This window comes from Shewanella youngdeokensis (assembly GCF_033180165.1).
Classification (GTDB): domain Bacteria; phylum Pseudomonadota; class Gammaproteobacteria; order Enterobacterales; family Shewanellaceae; genus Shewanella; species Shewanella youngdeokensis.
This window is the reverse complement of the sequence record NZ_CP136522.1, coordinates 1,053,051-1,076,110: the sequence shown is the minus strand read 5'-3', so window position 1 is coordinate 1,076,110 and position 23,060 is coordinate 1,053,051. Positions and strand designations below refer to the sequence as shown.

The following is a 23,060-nucleotide window of genomic DNA, read 5'->3' as shown; positions in this document are numbered from 1 at the left end:
TGTCACTACACCAGCACTAACTATTGATAAACAGTCATTCACACCTGTTTTACGATAATTTAGACCTTGTAAAGTCCCAGTAGATTATTAACGGATACCTGCTCAATAGATGACCGAACAAGTTGATGACAATACACATTCAGAGCTACACAACCTGAGCGTGCACAAGCAAAATATTTCCGACTCTCGGCATCGTAATGCCACCACTACACCCGAAATGCGTCAATTTATTCAAGAATCAGACTTTAGCATTCAGCATCTTTCCAAAATACTTAATATTAGCGAAACCACTGTCCGCAAATGGCGTAAACGAAATTCAATCGTCAATAGCTCTAATACACCGCACCACCTCAATACCACACTGACACCATTACAAGAATATGTGGTGGTTGGGTTAAGATGCCAACTTAAAATGCCGCTTGATAAATTACTTAATGCAACACAACAGTTTATTAATCCTAATGTGTCCCGTTCAGGTTTAGCTCGTTGCTTAAAGCGCTACGGCGTGTCGCGTATTGGTGCCATTAACAGCCCTGAAGTGCCGGCGCGTTATTTTAATCAACTCCCTATAACCCAAGGCTACAACGTTAAAACCTACGCTTTGCATTACGAAACACTTGCTAAGACACTCGCGCTGCCAAGTACTAACCCTGAAGACGTAGTGCAAGTTGTATCAGTAACCATTCCGCCACAATTAACTGAGCAACAGCCTCATTCGGTTTTGCTAGGTATTGATCCACATAGTGACTGGATCTACCTCGATATTTATCAAGATAGTAATACGCAAGCCACTAACAGATATATCGCCTATGTCCTCAGACATGGGCCGTTCTACTTACGAAAGTTACTAGTGAGTAACTATCATCAGTTTTTAAAGCGCTTTCCAGGTGCTACGCCAAATCGGCGCACCACAGCACAAAGGCCTAAAACAAACAAAATGACGCCACCTAATAAGGTGTCTACTGGAGACTCACAATGAGCCAGACCTCTAAACCTGCCCCAAAGCAAGCAGCTGACACAAAAGCTGATAATCGCTTGAATAAACGCTTAAAAGATATGCCAATTGCTATCGTCGGCATGGCAAGTATTTTTGCAAACTCGCGTTACCTCAATAAATTTTGGGATCTGATCAGTGAAAAAATTGATGCCATCACAGAGCTACCAGCCACCCACTGGGAAGCTGAAGACTACTTTGATGCAGACAAAACCACTCCAGACAAAAGCTACTGTAAACGTGGAGGTTTTTTACCTGACGTAGACTTCAACCCAATGGAGTTTGGCCTACCGCCAAACATCTTAGAGTTAACTGACTCATCGCAACTTTTGTCTTTGATAGTCGCTAAAGAGGTACTTGCCGATGCTAACTTGCCCGCGGACTACGATAGAGACAAAATCGGCATCACTTTAGGTGTGGGTGGCGGCCAAAAAATTAACCATGACCTAAATGCGCGACTGCAGTACCCGGTACTCAAAAAAGTCTTTGCTAGCAGCGGTATTAGTCAGGCCGACAGCGAAATGCTAATCAAAAAATTCCAAGACCAATATGTACATTGGGAAGAAAACTCATTTCCGGGTTCCCTTGGCAATGTTATCGCTGGCCGTATTGCTAACCGATTTGATTTTGGCGGCATGAACTGCGTGGTTGATGCAGCCTGTGCCGGCTCGTTAGCCGCAATGCGGATGGCCTTAAGCGAACTGGTTGAAGGTCGTTCTGAAATGATGATCACTGGCGGTGTCTGCACCGACAACTCACCATCAATGTACATGAGCTTTTCTAAAACACCGGCATTTACCACCAACGACACCATTCAACCCTTTGACATCGACTCAAAAGGCATGATGATCGGCGAAGGGATCGGCATGGTGGCACTAAAACGCCTTGAAGATGCAGAGCGCGATGGTGACCGTATTTACTCCGTCATTAAAGGCATAGGCTCATCGTCTGACGGTAAGTTTAAATCCATTTATGCACCGCGCCCTTCTGGTCAAGCAAAAGCACTAAACCGCGCTTATAACGACGCCGGTTTTGCCCCACACACTTTGGGTCTTATCGAAGCGCATGGTACAGGTACCGCAGCGGGTGATGTTGCTGAATTTGCAGGGCTTTGCTCTGTATTTAGTCACGGTGATGACACCAAACAACACATTGCTCTTGGGTCGGTAAAATCACAAATTGGCCATACTAAGTCAACCGCTGGCACCGCCGGTTTGATAAAAGCCGCGTTAGCACTACACCATAAAGTGCTACCAGCGACAATTAATGTTAGCCAACCTAGCCCTAAACTAGACATCGAAAACTCGCCTTTTTACCTCAACACAGAAACACGCCCTTGGCTGCCACGAGTTGATGGAACGCCGCGCCGTGCCGGAATTAGCTCATTTGGTTTTGGTGGAACCAATTTCCACTTGGTATTGGAAGAGTATCAAGCAGATCATAGTCGCGCTGACAGCGAAATAACCAAATATCGTCAGCGCAGTGTTGCACAAAGCTTTTTGGTAAGCGCAGCCAATAAAACAGCGTTAATTGAAACGCTATCAACACTGGCTAATGCCAGTGCTGCTCCAGAGTTTAACTTAAAAGATGCCGCAACTCGCTTTGCCGTAGATAAGCTCGCCGCGAATGCGCCGCGGATCGGTTTAGTCGCAAATAATGCGGCTGAACTAGCCCGCTTTATTCACCAAGCCATCGCTAAGCTAAATACGAGTGATGACGTACAATGGCAACTACCGGGCGGCATAAGCTATCGTTCAGCAGCCATTGTTGATACTACCAACAACACATCTGGCAAAGTTGCAGCGCTGTTTGCAGGCCAAGGTTCGCAGTACCTCAATATGGGGCGAGAACTAGCTTGTTACTACCCTGAGGTGCGCCAACAATTCGTTACTGCCGATAAAGTGTTTGCCGCTAATGCCAAAATACCACTATCACACATTGTGTATCCCAAGCCTGCTTTCAATAAGGATGCAGTAAAAGCACAAGAAGCAACCCTGACCAATACTGCTAATGCGCAAAGTGCTATTGGCGCGATCTCAATGGGGCAATATGCACTCTTTACCGCAGCAGGCTTTAATGCCGATATGGTGGCTGGTCACAGCTTTGGTGAACTCAGTGCATTATGTGCTGCGGGTGTTATTTCAACTGACGACTACTACCAACTAGCCTTTGCCCGTGGCGATGCCATGGCAACGAAAGCTGCAGCTAAAGATGGTATTGAAGCTGATAGCGGCGCGATGTTTGCCATCATTCATAAAGAGGATGATTTAGGCGAGGTTGAAGCAACAATAGCTAAGTTTGCCGGTGTTAAAGTTGCTAACTATAACGCGCCGACGCAATCGGTTATTGCCGGCCCAACCGCTACAACAGGCGAAGCGGCCAAAGCGCTCAACGCTTTAGGTTGCAAAGCAATTAACCTCCCAGTGTCTGGCGCCTTTCATACTGAACTTGTCGGTCATGCTCAAGCGCCTTTTGCAAAAGCTATTGATGCAACAAAATTTAGTAAAGCTAGCCGCGCCTTGTATTCAAATGCAACAGGTGTGCGCTATGACAATAGCGCGGCCAAAGTAAAGGCAGCATTCAAAAACCATATGCTGCAGTCAGTTCGGTTCACCGCACAACTTCAAGCAATGTATGACGCCGGAGCCCGGGTATTTATTGAATTCGGCCCGAAAAATATTTTGCAAAAGCTAGTGCAAGGTACTTTTGCTGACAAATTAAATGAGCTCTGCATCATCAGTGTCAATCCAAGCCCTAAAGGCGACAGTGATCTGCAACTAAAACAGGCGGCCATACAGCTAGCTGTTGCCGGCGTCCAGCTAGATAATATCGATCCGTATCAAGTCGATATAGCAACACCAGCCAAACGCTCACCGATGAATATCACACTCAACGGGGCTAACTACATCAGCCCCGCAACACGGGCAAAAATGGCAAAATCACTTGCTACAGGCACAGTAAAGAGCACCACAATTATCGAAGAAAAAATCGTTGAAAAGGTAGTTGAAGTAGAGAAAATTGTTGAAGTACCCGTCGTGATTGAAAAAGAAGTTGAAAAGATTGTGGAGATTGCAGTACCGATGTCTAAAGACCATAAAACACCAAACACCACCCAACAAACAAGCCCAATCAGCACAGATGCTTTAACGCAATTCTTTGCCGCCCAGCAACAAGCAGCTCAACTGCATCAACAATTTTTAGCCATTCCACAACAATACGGCGAAACCTTTACCACCTTGATGGCAGAGCAAACCAAGCTCGTTGGCGCTGGTGTGACGCTACCAGAAAGCTTGCAACGCTCAATGGAACAGTTCCACCAGCTACAGGCTCAAACCGTACAAAGCCACACTCAATTTCTAGCAATGCAAGCTGATAGCAATACCGCCGCACTGAACCTACTTAACGGCAGCGCAACAAGTAGTCCCGTTCAGGCTTCGATGGCACAGCAGCCCGCTACTACACCAGCGGTAAAGGCAGTAGCGCCAAACGCAGCCAATGCGGTAGTAAAACCTGCAAAAAATGCAGCACCTGCCAGCGCCAACGCGGCTCATAATCAAAGTGCCCCTATAACGCATACCGAGCCGGTTGTGACGCCAGCGCCTAGCTCTAACCATAACGTAACAGCGCCTCTTACCATCAGCGCCGAAAGCCAGTTAAGCGCCAAGCAAGTGCAAAACACCATGCTTGAGGTTGTGGCTGATAAAACCGGCTATCCAACCGAAATGCTAGCGCTTGAAATGGACATGGAAGCCGACCTTGGCATTGACTCAATTAAACGGGTTGAAATTCTCGGTACGGTACAAGATGAGTTACCCAACTTGCCAGAACTTAATCCAGAAGATCTCGCAGAGTGCCGCACCCTTGGTGAAATCGTCAGTTACATGAACTCTAAGCTTGCTAGCAGTGCCGCTGCAACTAACGCTGTAAACGCCGAAAGTCAGTTAAGCGCACAGCAAGTGCAAAACACCATGCTTGAGGTTGTGGCTGATAAAACCGGCTATCCAACCGAAATGCTAGCGCTTGAAATGGACATGGAAGCCGACCTTGGCATTGACTCTATTAAACGGGTTGAAATTCTCGGTACGGTACAAGACGAGTTACCCAACTTGCCAGAGCTTAATCCAGAAGATCTCGCAGAGTGCCGCACCCTTGGTGAAATCGTCAGTTACATGAACTCTAAGCTTGCTAGTAGTGCCACTAACAACTTTAAGCAAGCTGATGGCTCTGAGCTTTCAGCAAGTGAAGCGGTTACGCCTCAAATAAGTGCCGCTGCAACTAACGCTGTAAACGCCGAAAGTCAGTTAAGCGCACAGCAAGTGCAAAACACCATGCTTGAGGTTGTGGCTGATAAAACCGGCTATCCAACCGAAATGCTAGCGCTTGAAATGGACATGGAAGCCGACCTTGGCATTGACTCAATTAAGCGGGTTGAAATTCTCGGTACGGTACAAGATGAGTTACCCAACTTGCCAGAGCTTAATCCAGAAGATCTTGCAGAGTGCCGCACCCTTGGTGAAATCGTCAGTTACATGAACTCTAAGCTTGCTAGTAGTGCCACTAACAACTTTAAGCAAGCTGATGGCTCTGAGCTTTCAGCAAGTGAAGTGGTTACGCCTCAAATAAGTGCCGCTGCAACTAACGCTGTAAGCACCGAAAACCAGTTAAGCGCACAGCAAGTGCAAAACACCATGCTTGAGGTTGTGGCTGATAAAACCGGCTATCCAACCGAAATGCTAGCGCTTGAAATGGACATGGAAGCCGACCTTGGCATTGACTCAATTAAACGGGTTGAAATTCTCGGCACGGTACAAGATGAGTTACCCAACTTGCCAGAGCTTAATCCAGAAGATCTCGCAGAGTGCCGAACCCTTGGTGAAATCGTCAGTTACATGAACTCTAAGCTTACTAGCAGTGCCACTGACAACTTTAAGCAAGCTGATGGCTCAGAGCTTTCAGCAAGTGAAGCGGTTACGCCTCAAATAAGTGCCGCTGCAACTAACGCTGTAAGCGCCGAACACCAGTTAAGCCCCAAGCAAGTGCAAAACACCATGCTTGAGGTTGTGGCTGATAAAACCGGCTACCCAACCGAAATGCTAGCGCTTGAAATGGACATGGAAGCCGACCTTGGCATTGACTCGATTAAACGGGTTGAAATTCTCGGCACGGTACAAGATGAGTTACCCAACTTGCCAGAGCTTAATCCAGAAGATCTTGCAGAGTGCCGCACCCTTGGTGAAATCGTCAGTTACATGAACTCTAAGCTTGCTAGCAGTGCCACTGACAACTTTAAGCAAGCTGATGGCTCAGAGCTTTCAGCAAGTGAAGCGGCCACGCCCATAGTGAGCGCAGCGCCAAGCGTTGAACTTCCACCTCACAGCGAGGTTGCACTAAAAAAGCTTAATGCGGTGAACAACATTGAAGCCAATGCTTCAGAATCGTTCGCCGCGCTCTACGCAAAGAGCTCAAATGTTGTGATCACCGATGATGGTCATAACGCCGGCGTACTAGCAGAAAAGCTAATGAAACTTGGGTTGAATGTCGCCGTTGTGCGCTTACCTGAAGGTTTCGCTCACTCACCGCTGTCGGCCGATGTTGCAAGCTTTCAAACAACATCGATTGGTGAAGCAGGTATTAACGCGGTTATTACACAAATCGAGCAAAAACTCGGTGCCATAACTGGCTTTATTCACCTACAGCCACTGGCCAATGATAACAGTCAAGCCGACGCGATTAACCTCAATGAGCACAGCTTTAATCACCTGAGCCAAGCGTTCTTATGGGCCAAGCTGCTACAACCTAGACTTACGGCTGATAATACTGCCCGTCATTGCTTTGTAACCGTCAGCCGTATTGATGGCGGCTTTGGTTACCTCAACACTCAAGCATTACAAACTGCCGAGCTAAACCAAGCCGCATTAGCAGGCTTAACCAAAACACTCAGCCATGAATGGCCAAGCGTTTTTTGCCGAGCAATTGATATCGCAACCGAGGTGACTGCAACTCAATTGGCTGACGCTATCAGCGCGGAGTTGTGCGATCGCGACACCCCGTTAGTTGAAGTGGGCATTGCCAGCAATCAACTCGGCGAAATGGCACGCTCAACCCTGGTAGCAGCTGATTCGAATAATAAATCAGCGAAAGTAGACCTAAACAGTACAGATAAAATACTGGTGACCGGAGGTGCAAAAGGGGTGACATTCGAATGTGCCCTAGCCTTAGCCCGCCGCACACAATCTCATTTTATTTTAGCCGGCCGTAGTGAATTACAAGCCGTGCCAAGTTGGGCTGCTGGCAAGCAAACCAGCGAACTTAAACCTGCTGCTATTGCGCATATTATCGCAACCGGACAAAAGCCGACGCCAAAACAAGTTGATGCCTTAGTCTGGCCGGTACAAAGCAGCATTGAAATTAACGCAGCATTAACGGCCTTTGCAGGTGTTGGCGCATCAGCTGAATATGTCAGTATGGATGTAACCAATCCCACAGCCATCAAAGCAGCATTGCAAGGGCGCTCAAACGACATAACAGGCTTAATTCACGGCGCTGGTGTTCTTGCCGACAAACATATTCAAGATAAAACACTAGCAGAGTTAGCTCGCGTATACGGCACTAAGGTTAATGGGCTTAAAGCCCTGCTTAGCGCGTTAGCACCCAGTAACATAAAGCTGCTGGCGATGTTTTCATCAGCTGCCGGCTTTTACGGTAATACAGGCCAAAGTGACTACGCAATGTCGAACGACATTCTCAACAAAGCAGCGTTACAGTTCAGTGCCCGTAATCCACACGCTAAAGTGATGAGCTTTAACTGGGGCCCTTGGGATGGTGGAATGGTCAACCCAGCGCTGAAAAAAATGTTTACCGAGCGCGGAGTATACGTAATTCCTTTGCAAGCTGGTGCGGAACTGTTTGCCACTCAACTACTTGGCAGCACTGGTGTGCAACTGCTTGTTGGCACCGCTATGCAAGGTGGCGAAAAATCAGGATCTGACACAGTAAAAAAGCTTAATGCGGGAGAGGTGCAAGCCACATTTCGCCCGCAGCGGAATGTCACAACAACCGTTAACCACAATCCGTTATCGCCAACCAAGTTAGCGTTAACTTTAAACCCGAATACGTTGGCCTTTATTGAAGATCACCGCATTGGTGGTAACCCGGTATTACCCACCGTTTGTGCAATTCAGTGGATGCGTCAAGCTGCCAGCAACATGCTAGGGCAACACGTTAAAGTCGTAGACTACAAGTTACTAAAAGGCGTGGTCTTTGAAACTAATGAGCCGCAAACACTCACACTGGAATTATCACCAGCAGATGACGGTCTATCACTTAACGCGCTTATTAGTAGCCAAAGTCGCCCACAATATAAAGCGACACTAATGGCCAGCAGTGACTGCGATGTGAAGGACGCTGCTGCTTGTGCCCAGCCGCTAACACCAGCTATGTATGCCTTAGATCCCCGCCAAGCAGTAACGTCAGCGGCAACCTTGTATGCCAACGGCACCTTGTTTCATGGCCCGCGTTTACAGGGCATCGACACCGTGACACAGTTTGATGATAACGGGCTCACCACGACCATTAAACTGCCACAAGTTGATGCTAAAGACTGTGGTCAATTTGCTCCCGAAACACATATGGGAGGCAGCCAACCGTTTGCCGAAGACCTATTACTGCAAGCAATGTTAGTGTGGGCAAGGCTCAAACATGGGGCGGCGAGTCTGCCGTCATCCATTGGTGAGTTTGTGGTTAATTCACCAATGACTGGAGCAGAACGTGGGTTTATTCAATTAGAGGTGGTAAAAAGTAGCAGTCGCGCCCTCAGTGCTAACGTGGCGCTTTACCATGAAAATGGTGAGCTGAGCGCTAAAATGACTGGAGCCAAAGTCACCATTAGCAAAAGCCTTAATAATGCCTTTGTTGCACATGCAAACAATAACGCTGCATTAGGCGAGGCGAACTAGTGGCAAGCCAAGCTGTTAATCAACAAATAAACCAAGTAACCACTAGCAGTGTAATGCCGCTGCGCATTGCACTGCTGGTGCTCCCTTGTGGTGATATCAGGGCTAATTCCCTAGCCACATTACTGCCTGAACTTAGCCGTGCAGGCTTGGCAATTGCAGACAACATCGTCAATATAACAGTCGATAACTTTGACGATGCCAGCTTTGAAAAACAATTAAACCGCACCATTAACGCAATAGAAAATGGCAAACTGGTACAGCTTGCCACTGCCGAACACGCATTACTTATGATGCCTGCCTTAACCGCGGCGCAGCTTAGGATCCACCCTCATGCGCAGCTCCATGCCATGCAGCAAAGCAATAGCCCTAACGATTGCAGTTTGACTAAAGCATTGGCCCAGGCTAAACGCGAGAAAAACCAAATCAGCCGACTTGAACAACATGACGGCCTTAATAGCAAAGCGCAGTTTACGGCGCTACACCAACTTATTTGCCAATTGGCCAGGCGCACTTTATACCGCAATACCGACTTACAGCTAACGCCCAAACAAGCCAAAAGTCACTATTGGTTTACCCAGCACCATCAAGCCCGGGTCGCTGCGATTAGCTTTAACAATGGCCCGCAATCAGTGAGTTTTGTTATCGCCCAAGGCAGTGGTTTTCTTGCCGCGAAGTCTTTACTCACCTCGCAGAGGCTGCAATTTATAGTCAGCGGCAATAACCAAACCGAGCTAACACGTGCAGTGGCGGCATTAGACACTGAGCTGGCAGCATTAACAACGAGCAGCTCAGGTCTACTGCAGGCAATGCAGACCAATCTACATCGCTATGTACAAATGGGCGGCAAGGCAAAGTATTGCGCTGTGCTGCAAGCCAGTTCAGTTGCCGCAATGCAGCTAGAACTCGCCGCATTGAGTGCAGCCTTAGCGCAAACCATAGCAGCTAAAACACAGTACAAAACCCCCAGCGGCAGTTATTTTACCGCTTGCCCATTAGGCAGTTCCGAGCAAGCTGGTCTGGCTTTTGTTTACCCAGGCGTAGGAACGGTTTATGCCGATATGCTAAATGAGTTGCATGAGTACTTTCCCAAGGTTTACGCCCAGCTTGAACGTGAAGGCGATTTTAAAGCCATGCTGCAAGCTGAGCATATTTATCATTCTGATCCGAAACATGTTGCCAGCATGAACCTCAGCGATCTCGCCATTGCTGGTGTGGGCAGCAGCTACCTATTAAGCCAACTATTAATGGATCAGTTTAATATTAAGCCCAACTTTGCCTTAGGTTACTCAATGGGTGAAGCTTCAATGTGGGTCAGTTTAGGCGTGTGGAAACACCCGCATAGCTTGATCAATAAAACCCAAACGGCACCATTATTTACCTCGGCTATTTCAGGTCAATTAACCGCCGTAAGGCAAGCGTGGCAACTGAGCCATGTCGCAGACGATATTGCCTGGAACAGCTATGTGGTACGCAGCTCGGCCACCGCAATTGAAGCCTTATTGCCCGACCATCCGCATGTATATCTTGCGATTGTTCAAGGCGATACCTGTGTTATTGCAGGCTGTGAACGTCAATGCGGTGCATTATTAGCTGCGCTCGGCAAACGCGGTATTGCCGCCAACCGGGTCACAGCAATGCATACACCGCCAGCCATCGTTGAACATGCTAATGTGGTTAACTTTTACCAGCAACCGCTGCATGATGAGCAGCCCAAAGATATTAAGTTTATAAGTGCCGCGAGCCTGCATAATCGTGATGACCACGATCAAGCCATTAGCCCGCTTACAAGCCAAGTCATCGCACAATCTATCGCCGACACCTTTTGCTACCGCCTAGACTTTAGCGCGCTGATCCACAGCGCCCAACGTCAAGGCGCTAAGCTATTTGTTGAGCTGGGAGCCGATAGGCAAACTTGCACTTTAATCGATAAAATAACCAAACAAGATAGTCACCAACATGCGCTCAGCTGCACAGTCCCGACCAATACCAAAGGCAGCAGTGATGCCGTTAACCTATTAAAAGCGCTAGCACAACTTATTAGCCACGGCGTACCACTGTCGGTGGCTCCGCTAATTGATGGGCTGACGCGGGAAATCGCTCGCTCCACCTTGCGCAATGACACCATAACACCCAAAGGGGAAGTATAATGTCGACAACAGGCACCACTTCTAACCACAAATCAAGCCAGTCCAGCGCGCCGAGCAAACAACGTAAAATTGCTATTGTCGGTTTAGCTACGCTGTATCCCGATGCAAACAGCCCACAACAGTTTTGGCAAAACTTGCTTGATAAGCGCGACTCGCGCAGCACCTTAACCGACGAAAAGTTAGGGGCTACCAGCGCCGATTACCAAGGCGAACAAGGCCAGCCAGACCGTTTTTATTGCGATAAAGGCGGTTACATTGAAAACTTCAGCTTTAACCCCGCCGGTTACAAACTCTCTGCCGATAACTTAGCAGGCTTAGATCATAGTTTTTTATGGGCTCTAGACACCAGCCGTAAAGCCTTAGAAGATGCAGGCATTACTCTTGATAACAATGATCTACTTGGCCGCACTGGCGTCATAATGGGGGCATTGTCTTTTCCAACAGAACGTTCAAATGATCTGTTTTTACCGATTTATCACAGCGCTGTTGAAAAAGCACTGCAGGATAAATTAGCCTGCAATAATTTAAAACTAAGCCCCACCAATGCCGGAGCACAACGCGCTAAAGATCCCGCGCCACTGGCAAGCGCTAATGGCGCCATTGCCCATAACGCCTCTAAAGTTGTTGCCGACGCCTTAGGCCTTGGCAGTGTGCAATTAAGTCTCGACGCCGCTTGTGCCAGCTCGGTTTATTCACTAAAACTGGCCTGTGATTATTTGAGCATGGGCAAAGCAGATGTGATGCTTGCCGGCGCAGTATCTGGCGCCGATCCCTTTTTTATCAACATGGGTTTTTCAATCTTTCATGCTTACCCTGAGCATGGCGTATCGGTGCCATTTGACGCTGACAGCAAAGGGTTGTTTGCCGGTGAGGGAGCTGGCGTGTTGGTACTAAAGCGCCTTGAAGACGCCGAGCGAGATCACGACAAAATATACGCGGTTGTCAGCGGTGTTGGTTTATCAAATGATGGTAAAGGCCAGTTTGTATTGAGCCCAAACCCAAAGGGCCAAGTTAAAGCCTTTGAACGTGCTTTTGCGGCAAGTGATATAGCGCCAAAAGATATTGAAGTAATTGAGTGCCACGCAACAGGCACGCCGTTAGGTGACAAAATTGAGCTCACCTCAATGGAAACCTTTTTTGAAGACAAGTTACATGGAGCCGACGCACCGTTAATTGGCTCAGCAAAGTCCAACCTCGGGCATTTGCTCACCGCAGCTGGCATGCCTGGGATCATGAAAATGATCTTTGCCATGAAAGAGGGTTTATTGCCGCCAAGTATTAACATTAGTGACGCAATCGCATCGCCAAATAACCTATTTGGTACTGCCACCCTGCCAAGTCTAGTGCAAGGTTGGCCCGACAAACCTACCAATACCCACGCAGGGGTTAAAACCCGTCATGCTGGGGTGTCGGTATTTGGCTTTGGCGGCTGTAACGCGCATTTGTTACTTGAATCTTACACTCCAAGCGCTGACACTCCCAAACTAACCGCTGCCAGTACACCAGCCCCCCTTAAAATTGTCGGGCTAAGCTCGCACTTTGGTCCACTGAGCAACATTAATCAGCTCGATGCAGCCATTGCCAATAATCGCGATGCCTTTATCGCCCTGCCGAGCAAACGCTGGAAAGGCTTAGATAAACATCCACAATTATTGGCTCAGTTTGGGCTCAATGCAGTACCAAAAGGCGCATATATTGACAGTTTCGAGCTGGACTTTTTACGCTTTAAACTGCCACCGAATGAAGACGACCGTTTAATTTCGCAGCAACTGATGTTAATGCGCGTCACCGACGAAGCCATTCGTGATGCCAAACTGCAAACCGGCCAAAAAGTCGCGGTGTTAGTGGCAATGGAAACCGAGCTTGAACTGCACCAGTTCCGCGGCCGCGTTAACTTACACACTCAACTGCAACATAGTCTTGCAGCCATTGGTGTTGAGTTAACGGTTGATGAATATCAAGCACTCGAAGCGATTGCGATGGACAGCGTACTGGACGCAGCAAAGCTGAACCAATACACCAGTTTTATTGGCAATATTATGGCATCACGCGTGTCATCGCTGTGGGACTTTAATGGCCCAGCTTTTACCATTTCAGCCGCTGAGCAGTCCGTTAGCCGCTGTATCGATGTCGCGCAAAACTTAATTGCAGAAGACAACCTAGATGCCGTCGTCATTGCCGCCGTGGACTTATCTGGCAGCTTTGAGCAAATAATGTTGAAAAACAGCATTGCGCCGGTATCAATAACACCAAGTATCGCATCAACAACCGCACACAATTGGAATGTAGGTGAAGGGGCGGGCGCAGTGGTATTGGTTAAAGATGAAACCAGATCTGGCCGAGCATACGGGCAAATTGAGGCTTTAGCCTTTGGTGATGCGCAGCAATTACCCCGCGTAACCGATGCCCTGTTAAGCCAAACTGCCACTAAAAGCGCCAGTATAAAAGTACTGGAAACCACGATTGCGCCAGGTAGCGTCATCCCCGATGCTGCCAAGCAAGCATTAGATGCCAGCTTTCCTCACGCCATAGCCACCAGCGCCAACAGCCGCATAGGTCACAGTTTTGCAGCTGCGGGCATGGCCAGCTTGCTACATGGTCTGTTGAACGTGTCACGCAGCGCACTAATTACCGCCGATGCACATCGCGCTATCATTACCAACGCCAGTGACAATCTCGTGTCACAGTTACTCGTTAGCCAATCAAACACTGAGCAACAAGCACTAAGCCATCGTTTAGCCAATGAGCTAACCTCAGATACCAAGCACCAGCTTATCAAGCAAGTTACACTCGGCGGCCGTGATATTTATCAACATATTATGGGTACGCCATTGGCTGACTTTACCGCAATCCAAGCCAAGTTTTCACTTAGTAAAACATCGAGTCTTGCGCATCAGCCATCGAAATTTCCGATAACCCGTACAATACCTCCAGCTCAAGAATTGGAGCCGATTTTGGCATCCGCATCAGGCGCAACCGCTATGACCACTGACGTAAAACCCGCTGTACATAATCTTTCAGCTGCTCAATTAGCTGCGTTTCAACGCAATCAACAGCTCACGCAGCAAGCGCACCACACCTTCTTAAAAAGCCGCTCTGCGGGAATGCAGGTTGCCGATGCTTTAATAAAGCAACAACTTGCGCAAGCAACAGCGCAACCGATAGTTAAGCCAGCCACTCCTGCCGCACCTTTGGCCTCAGTAAAGACGACTCCGCCGGCGGTTGCTCCCGACCACGCCAATGTGGCGCCCTATGTTGCTCCCATTCCTATGCTAAAGCCCTGCATTTGGAACTACGCTGATTTAGTCGAATACGCAGAAGGCGATATTAGCAAGGTTTTTGGAAGTGATTACGCCATCATCGACAGCTACTCGCGACGCGTACGTCTTCCGACCACAGATTATTTATTGGTATCGCGAGTCACCAAACTCAACGCCACCATGAACCAATACAAGCCTTGCTCAATGACCACGGAATATGACATCCCAGTCGATGCACCTTACTTAGTTGACGGCCAAATCCCCTGGGCCGTTGCCGTCGAATCTGGACAGTGTGATTTAATGCTTATTAGCTACTTGGGGATCGACTTTGAGAACAAAGGTGAGCGGGTTTATCGCCTACTTGATTGTACGCTGACCTTCCTTGGCGACTTGCCACGTGGCGGCGACACCTTGCGTTACGATATTAAAATCAACAACTTTGCCCGTAACGGCGACACGCTGCTGTTCTTTTTCTCTTACGAGTGCTTTGTTGGCGACACCATGATCCTTAAAATGGACGGCGGTTGTGCCGGCTTCTTCACCGATGAAGAACTGGCTGACGGCAAAGGGGTGATCCGCACTGAAGACGAAATTAAAGCTCGTAGTTTAGCCGTGAAAAAAACCTTCACCCCGCTGCTAGATTGCCCAAAAACTCGCTTTAGCTACCCAGAGATCCATAAACTGCTCAGTGCAGATATCGAAGGCTGTTTTGGTCCGAGTCACCAAGGTTTAGCGCAGCCGTCACTTTGCTTCGCATCAGAGAAGTTTTTGATGATTGAGCAAGTGAGCAAGATTGACCGCAATGGTGGCGCTTGGGGTTTAGGGCTTATCGAAGGCCATAAGCAACTTGAGGCAAACCATTGGTACTTCCCTTGTCATTTCAAAGGTGACCAAGTGATGGCGGGCTCATTAATGGCTGAAGGTTGCGGCCAACTATTGCAGTTCTATATGTTGCATCTCGGTATGCATACTCAAACGCAAAATGGTCGTTTCCAACCGCTTAAAAATGCTTCGCAGCAAGTGCGTTGTCGCGGGCAGGTACTGCCGCAGTCTGGCGTACTAACTTACCGTATGGAAATCACTGAAATCGGCTTTAGTCCGCGCCCGTATGCCAAAGCTAATATTGATATTTTACTTAACGGCAAAGCCGTAGTTGATTTTCAAAACCTAGGCGTGATGATAAAAGAGGAAGACGAATGCGTGCGCTACCCTCTTTTAGAGCGCATGACAAAGAAACAAACACCTAAGCAAGGCTACCAACCGGCATCGGTTAACGCACCTTTGATGGCGCAAATACCTGATTTAAGCCAAGCACCAACTAAAGGCGTTATTCCGATGTCACACGTCGAAGCGCCTATCACGCCAGATTACCCAAACCGAGTACCAGATACCGTGCCGTTTACGCCCTATCATCTGTTTGAGTTTGCTACCGGCAACATTGAAAACTGCTTTGGTCCAGAGTTTTCAATCTACCGCGGCATGATCCCACCGCGTACTCCGTGTGGTGACTTGCAAGTGACCACACGTGTGATTGAAGTTAACGGTAAGCGCGGTGAATTTAAAAAGCCTTCATCGTGTATTGCTGAATACGAAGTGCCAACTGACGCATGGTATTTCGACAAAAACAGTCACGCATCTACCATGCCCTACTCAATATTAATGGAAATATCTCTGCAACCTAATGGTTTTATTTCAGGTTACATGGGCACTACATTAGGGTTTCCAGGGCTTGAGCTATTTTTCCGCAACCTTGATGGCGCGGGTGAGTTACTGCGAGATGTGGATTTACGCGGCAAAACTATTCGCAACGACTCGCGCTTACTTTCAACCGTCATGGCGGGCACCAACATCATTCAAAGTTTTAGCTTCGAACTCAGTACCGACGGTGAACCTTTCTATCGGGGCACTGCCGTGTTTGGCTACTTTAAAGCCGATGCACTAAAAGATCAGCTAGGCCTAGATAATGGTAAAGTCACACAACCTTGGCATGTAGCCAAAGGCATTACCGCTGACACCACAATTAACCTGCTGGACAAAAAAGCCCGTTACTTTAACCCACCAGCAAACCAGCCACATTACCGCTTAGCTGGTGGCCAACTTAACTTTATCGACACGGTTGAAATTGTTGAAAATGGCGGCACAGCGGGTTTAGGTTACCTATATGCTGAGCGCACTATAAACCCAAGCGATTGGTTCTTTCAGTTCCACTTCCATCAAGACCCTGTCATGCCTGGCTCCCTTGGGGTCGAAGCGATTATTGAAACCATGCAAACGTACGCAATTAGTCAAGATTTAGGGGCTGGTTTTAACAACCCAAAGTTCGGCCAAATTCTGTCGAACATCAAATGGAAATACCGAGGCCAAATTACTCCATTGAACAAACAGATGTCGATGGATGTCAGTATCACTTCAATAACCGACAGTAATGGCAAAAAGATCATTACTGGTAATGCCAGCCTCAGTAAAGACGGCCTGCGTATTTATGAAGTGTTTGATATTGCTATCTGTATCGAAGAAGCCCTTTAATGGCTGATTAGCTTGCTATTGTCGCCATGCTTCCTTGTCGAAGGTGCTCTCCTATAAATATAGGCTGCGCGCCTTATCCTAGAAGCAAGACGAATTAGCATCGCCCTCAGCCATTAAAATATCGCGCGATAAGAAAAAATTTAGAAAGAGCTTAAGTAGAACAAGTAGCTCAAATCAAATAATTAAGGGTCTTAAATAAATGAATCCTACGACAACAAACGAAATGCTATCTCCGTGGCCTTGGGCAGTAAATGAGTCCAACATCAGCTTTGACGCCACCGTAATGGCACAACAACTTAAGGATTTTAGCCGTGGCTGCTATGTGGTCAATCATTGTGATAAAGGCTTTGGTATTGCCCAAACAGCCGAGCTAGTTTCTGGGCAAACGGCTAACAACAATGCATTGCCTGTGGCAGCGTTTACACCTGCCCTTGGTACTGAAAGCTTAGGCGATAGTAATTTTCGCCGCGTTCACGGGGTAAAATATGCTTATTATGCCGGAGCTATGGCTAACGGTATTTCTTCAGAAGAACTCGTTATTGCACTCGGCCAAGCTGGTATTTTGTGCTCATTTGGCGCAGCAGGACTCATTCCAAGCCGAGTAGAAGCGGCCATTAACCGCATTCAAAAAGCGCTGCCAAACGGCCCTTACATGTTTAACCTGATTCATAGCCCAAGTGAACCTGCACTTGAACGCGGCAGTGTTGAGTTATTTTTAAAGCATAAAGTGCGCACCGTTGAAGCCTCAGCTTTTCTAGGTTTAACACCACAAATTGTTTACTACCGCGCAGCAGGCCTAAGCCGCGATGCACAAGGCAATATTGTTATCGCCAACAAGGTAATAGCTAAAGTGAGCCGCACTGAAGTGGCCGAAAAATTCATGCTGCCAGCGCCTGCTAAAATGCTACAAAAATTAGTCGATGATGGTTCAATCACTTCCGAGCAAATGCAACTGGCGCTCACCGTGCCTATGGCTGATGACATCACGGCTGAAGCAGATTCAGGCGGGCATACTGATAACCGTCCATTAGTCACTTTGTTACCGACTATTTTAGCGCTCAAAGATGAGATCCAGCAGAAATACCAATACCCAACACCATTGCGGGTCGGTTGTGGCGGCGGTGTAGGGACACCCGATGCAGCACTTGCAACCTTTAACATGGGCGCGGCTTACATTGTAACCGGCTCTGTCAACCAAGCTTGCGTTGAAGCTGGAGCCAGTGAACATACCCGTAAATTACTGTCGACCACCGAAATGGCCGATGTAACTATGGCACCGGCTGCCGACATGTTCGAAATGGGGGTAAAACTGCAAGTAGTGAAGCGCGGCACCTTGTTCCCTATGCGAGCCAACAAACTCTATGAAATTTACACTCGCTATGATTCTATCGAAGCCATTCCCACGATAGAGCGTGAAAAACTCGAAAAGCAAGTTTTCCGCTCTAACCTTGATGATATTTGGATGGGTACGGTGGAGCACTTTAACGAGCGCGATCCAAAACAAATTGAGCGAGCAGCAAATAACCCAAAGCGTAAAATGGCGCTTATTTTTCGCTGGTATTTAGGGTTATCTAGCCGTTGGTCAAATTCAGGTGAAGTCGGCCGTGAAATGGATTACCAAATATGGGCGGGTCCGGCATTAGGGGCTTTTAACCAATGGGCTAAAGGCAGCTATTTAGATGACTACCAACACCGAAATGCCGTCGATGTGGCTAAGCACCTGATGTATGGTGCAGCCTACCTTAATCGCGTTAACAGCTTAACTTCACAAGGCGTGAAACTACCGACGCAGTTGTTGCGCTGGAAGCCAACACAACGCATGGCTTAACTGCGACGAACAATTGAGAGCAACATACTCAGCCATCGACATTGTTCGGTGGCTTTTTATCTCAATCACTGCAACCTGAAGCATACACTGCATCGCAATGCGTTCGCCCGCAGTCAATGAGTGACTACGCCATAAAATACTCAAAAACCTTCATCATGCTCTAGGAGAGGCCACCTCGCCAAATAACTCAGAACCAATGACTTCAACTAACGTCTATGCTGAGCCTGCTTCAGCTCTAATGTAAACATCCCCCCCTATTATCTGTCAACTTTCGCCTTTAGTGGTCAATGCATATTTTAGCCATCTAATATAAAGCGAATATAATTTGCACTGCTACAATTATATTCAATAGTTGCAGTACCATGAACTCGCTTTATCACAGTTAGCAGGAGCAACAAAATACATTGAAAACACTTAGTTTTAATCAAATTCAAATTCGAGTATTTGCAATCATTGTCGTACTGTTTACGTCGATAGTGTTCAATTACCGTGTTTGGGTGCAACTTCCACAGCTTGAAAGCACCATGATCAAACTATCTGAACGGGAATTGACTAGCCTAATTTTTGGCATAGAGCGTATAAATAAGCCCTTGCTCACTCTTAATTATGATTACGCGGTGTGGGATGCAACATACCAATTTGCTAAGCAGCCCAACACAACACGCAGCCAGAAATATTTAGCCGTCAATTACCCTAAAGACACCTTTACATCATTAAAAGTTGATGGTGCTTTTATCTTTGATAATCAATCTAATCTTTTATATGCAAAAGGGCTTAACTACAAAACTAACCAAAATTTAAACTTTGAATTTTATGATTTTGAACGATTTCCAGAAAACAAAATATTTACTAGCGATCCATATAACGGCAAGGAGGTGAAGCCGGTAACAGGCTTTATTTCAACTAAATTTGGGCCTGCCTTCGTTACCTCTACCCCAATTTTGCTGTCGGACAAAAGTACGCCGTCTCAGGGGTTTATGGTATTTATTCGGTTAATTGATCAATCTTTTGTTAGTGAATTACCCTCATTTACCTCAACCCCAGTCACCATGGAGCGATTAAGTATAGATAGCGATATTACCGAGTTTGAAGACTGGAACGCGGCAATAAATATGACTGAACTAACCCCTTTTACTCAAAGGGTTATCCGTGATACAAAAGCGCAGCCAGTACTTAAAATCACCGTATATCACACAAACACAAAGCCCCCCTCGATATGGGGCGTTGGCATGGTGAGCCTGATTGTGGCAATGGTTGTATTATTAGCCACCGTTTATCTTTTGCTGGCAGGCTTTATTATTCGGCCAGTACAGCGCTTAGCCAATAACGTTAAAGCAATGGATAGAAAAAAACGTTATAAAGAGCTACCTCGTAACTACATTATTGCTGAACTGAGAAAAATATCATTTCATTTCAATGCATTAATGGGTACAGTGCAACGGCAAAACACAATACTAAGCCAGCAAGTTCACGTAGATGAGCTAACCCAGATAGCTAACAGGCGTGCTTTTGAGCTGCATTTAGAGACTCAGTTACAACTCCTTAGGCGACAAAACATCGGCTTTACACTGATTTTGGCCGATATAGACTACTTTAAGCAGTACAATGATAGTTTAGGCCATGTTGCAGGTGACGAAGCTCTGATAAGCATTGCAACACTGCTAGCTCAGCACTTCAAACGGGCAGGAGACATTTGTGCTCGCTTTGGTGGCGAAGAGTTTATCATGCTGTACAGCGATATACCTGAAGCCGCTTTAACCCATAAAATGACCGAAATTTTAGCGGCTGTTAAAGCATTAGCTATTCCGCATCCGGCCTCACAAGTGGCTGACTATGTCACGGTAAGTTTTGGTGTTTGCCAAGTATCAACAACACTTTCAGGCACTAATAACGCCGGTAATGTTAATAGCTTTATGACCGGAAAACAGCTAACTGAAATAGCTGATAAAGCGCTATATCAAGCAAAGCAGAGAGGTCGTAATCAGTACTATCAGGTTGCGGTAAATGCCAACGAGACCTCAACGGTCGATATAACAACACCAAAACCTGAAGAGCTGTGAGCGATGAAAGCCAGCCAGAAGCAAATACTAAGCTTGCATTAACTCACATTAAGACAACTGCCGCCAACACTTAACCCTTTAGCTATTTTTAGTTAAATACGCCAATAACACCTGTGGCAGCTCGGATGAAAACTCCGCAGCAGTTAATTGCGACGCCGTAGCTGGCGTCAAGTTGGGGTACAAGGCTTTATCTAACAAGGTGTTTATCATCATATAAATTACCATGTCGCATGCCGTTTTTTTATCGCTAGCAATAATCTCTTTTTCAAAGCGTAACAAGACGGTTGATAGCCGTTGATAAACAACTTCTCGGTTAACGCTTTTATCGGATGATAGTAAGTTTGAATGCAACCTTGAGTTTAAGTGTAGAGTTCTAAACACACTCTTCTTATTCAATATTAACTGGTAGGTGGCGGCAGTTAGCTGGGTGATGGCGTCACGTAAATCTATGTATTCGTTCGTTTCTACATCATCAATCCATAATACTAAATTGCGGCCAAAGTCTTGATAAAGCAACGGCAACAAAGATTCTTTATTCTTGAAACGGCGATAGAATGTCCCGACCGATACCCCGGCTTTAGTGGCGATATCTTTAATACTAATATGCTCAAAAAATTTATCGGCAAGGCACGAATGCAGTGCCACTAACAGCTTGTGTTGTGTCTGCTGACTGCGTTGTTGTTTTGGTGAAAGATCCCTTTCAGTAGACATATAAAAAATAGCAGGTAGAGGCAAGAGTAACTATAGATAATGCAACCATACAAGCGAAATCGCAACACAATATACGCGCTAAATGGGTAAAATAAAGCCTATTTTTAATTAGCCTAAGCGCGAAATAAAAGCCGTTACAATCCTCATTGAGCCTACTAGCTTAAATGGCTTTCATCATTAACAGTAACAAAGCCTGAGCCAGCAATGTTACTGTTATCATGTATTGCAGCGTTAGTAATGGTAGCTAATGCTTACGCCAGCGTAATCGGTTTCAGGAATTTGCCCTTCAAACTTCTTACTACCGCGTAGCGTCGAAACCAACAATCCCCAACTTCCCCAACGCATTGCAACGCCCATACTCACTTCGCCCTGCTCATGTGTGAGCTCAACCGAGTGGCTATCTTTAAACGTGTTGCCGTCAAGGGTAATGTCGTTAAGCACATAGCCACCGTAAGCAGACACATACACCATCCAGTTAAAACCTCGATCGGATATCTGCCCATAAGGGTTGGCGCTATGTGAACCGGTTGGGTTTATCGTGGAGTAGGTTTGCTCAAGCCCGGTACCCAAACGGAATACTAAGCCAAAACCGGCTTCACTACGAAAGTTACCTAAGCTACCTTGACCATAAAAACTCGCGTCGGTTGCCAGCCCGTCGGCGATATCAAAATTTGCAAAACGATGTAAGTATTCAGATTGAATACGAAACACCGCTTCGTTTTCCAGTTGATGTTCCCAACCTTGTGGATCGCGCGCGTTAATCACCCCATGAATTGTACTTTGTGTTTTTTCGGCTAAGGAAGCGGGTCCCACAACGCCAAGATCTAACGACAAACCTCTAGACACATTTTGGTCAAACTGGCGCATTGTTACATGCCACAACAGCACACCTGCATACGGTCTATCGTCCTCTACAAGTTCTGGGGTGTCTAGATCTGAAGGGGTATACATTGCCTGCACTACTGCATAACTTAGGGTGTAAAGACCTTCATCACCTTGGTTTATGTAGGTCCAATCACTGGCGGTTTTGAGCCAGTTTGGTAGGTCAATATCGTCATAGCTGGCGATAGGGGCTTTACCCCAAGCATAACCTACACCGTTACTGTAGCCATCATCACTAGGGTCAATGACTCCAAAGGCATCATTTTCAAAAATAAACTGTCGCCAACCGTTAGTATGGACATTTTCATCAGCGGTAACAGTTACACTTGCCATTAACAAAAATAGCGTAACTGTAAGCATTTGTATAATTTTCAGCACAGGTTTCACTGGAGTAATTCATGGTTCGCTTATTATAGGTAATGAGTTAGATAAATATACGATATCTAACGTATTAGTTCTCAAAACGGAGATTAAAACACTCGCATTTTTGGCTTTATATCATTTATCTTAACGATGTGTGATGCAGGTCATTAGATTCAGTTCATCAATCAACCCTTAATTAAGAATGCCAGGATACCGCCATCGTTTCGTGCCATTCGCATTACAGGTCACGGTACGCTAAAACACAAGCCACTTTGAGTCTTTTGTTAACAAAGTGACTGCTATTTTTATGCAATAATGCGGTTTTTACCATTTA

8 protein-coding genes are annotated in these 23,060 nt (G+C 46.7%); 6 read left to right on the top strand and 2 right to left on the bottom strand.

All coding sequences use genetic code 11. The features are described 5' to 3' along the window. Positions 1–109: 109 nt before the first annotated feature. From RGE70_RS04580 to RGE70_RS04555, 6 genes are all read left to right on the top strand, one after another. Positions 110–979, top strand: a complete 870-nt coding sequence (locus RGE70_RS04580) for a transcriptional regulator (protein WP_310470363.1) — start codon at positions 110–112, stop codon at positions 977–979. Further along, the gene (locus RGE70_RS04575) at positions 976–8,949 is read left to right on the top strand and encodes a beta-ketoacyl synthase N-terminal-like domain-containing protein (RefSeq protein WP_310470362.1); all 7,974 of its coding nucleotides are present in this window, start codon (positions 976–978) and stop codon (positions 8,947–8,949) included. The genes RGE70_RS04580 and RGE70_RS04575 overlap by 4 nt, the downstream gene beginning before the upstream one ends. Beyond that, a complete protein-coding gene (locus tag RGE70_RS04570; RefSeq protein ID WP_310470361.1) occupies positions 8,949–11,096 on the top strand; it encodes a PfaB family protein in 2,148 nt (715 codons plus the stop codon). Before RGE70_RS04575 ends, RGE70_RS04570 begins: the two co-directional genes overlap by 1 nt. Beyond that, positions 11,096–16,882 carry a beta-ketoacyl synthase N-terminal-like domain-containing protein gene (locus tag RGE70_RS04565; RefSeq protein ID WP_310470360.1) on the top strand — a complete coding sequence of 1,929 codons (5,787 nt, stop codon included), beginning with the start codon at positions 11,096–11,098 and terminating at the stop codon, positions 16,880–16,882. The genes RGE70_RS04570 and RGE70_RS04565 overlap by 1 nt, the downstream gene beginning before the upstream one ends. Before the next feature lie 199 nt (positions 16,883–17,081). Continuing rightward, positions 17,082–18,710: an eicosapentaenoate synthase subunit PfaD gene (pfaD, locus tag RGE70_RS04560; RefSeq protein ID WP_310470359.1), complete on the top strand. Its 1,629-nt coding sequence runs from the start codon at positions 17,082–17,084 to the stop codon at positions 18,708–18,710. Between the two features lie 404 nt (positions 18,711–19,114). Continuing rightward, positions 19,115–20,770, top strand: a complete 1,656-nt coding sequence (locus RGE70_RS04555; protein WP_310470358.1) for a sensor domain-containing diguanylate cyclase — start codon at positions 19,115–19,117, stop codon at positions 20,768–20,770. A gap of 78 nt (positions 20,771–20,848) precedes the next feature. Here RGE70_RS04555 and RGE70_RS04550 read toward each other — a convergent pair whose 3' ends face one another. Together RGE70_RS04550 and RGE70_RS04545 are read right to left on the bottom strand one after the other, a co-directional pair. After that, a complete protein-coding gene (locus RGE70_RS04550; RefSeq protein WP_310470357.1) occupies positions 20,849–21,481 on the bottom strand; it encodes a TetR/AcrR family transcriptional regulator in 633 nt (210 codons plus the stop codon). Between the two features lie 231 nt (positions 21,482–21,712). Then, complete coding sequence (locus tag RGE70_RS04545; protein ID WP_310470356.1) at positions 21,713–22,696, bottom strand: lipid A deacylase LpxR family protein; 984 nt, start codon at positions 22,694–22,696, stop codon at positions 21,713–21,715. Positions 22,697–23,060: the final 364 nt, after the last annotated feature.

What these genes read in the sequence shown, in the direction of transcription:
- RGE70_RS04545 (WP_310470356.1), bottom strand. Translation starts at nt 22,696, where the DNA reads ATGGCAAGTGTAACTGTTACCGCTGATGAAAATGTCCATACTAACGGT.
- RGE70_RS04550 (WP_310470357.1), bottom strand. Translation starts at nt 21,481, where the DNA reads ATGTCTACTGAAAGGGATCTTTCACCAAAACAACAACGCAGTCAGCAG.
- RGE70_RS04580 (WP_310470363.1), top strand. Translation starts at nt 110, where the DNA reads ATGACCGAACAAGTTGATGACAATACACATTCAGAGCTACACAACCTG.
- RGE70_RS04565 (WP_310470360.1), top strand. Translation starts at nt 11,096, where the DNA reads ATGTCGACAACAGGCACCACTTCTAACCACAAATCAAGCCAGTCCAGC.
- RGE70_RS04575 (WP_310470362.1), top strand. Translation starts at nt 976, where the DNA reads ATGAGCCAGACCTCTAAACCTGCCCCAAAGCAAGCAGCTGACACAAAA.
- pfaD (WP_310470359.1), top strand. Translation starts at nt 17,082, where the DNA reads ATGAATCCTACGACAACAAACGAAATGCTATCTCCGTGGCCTTGGGCA.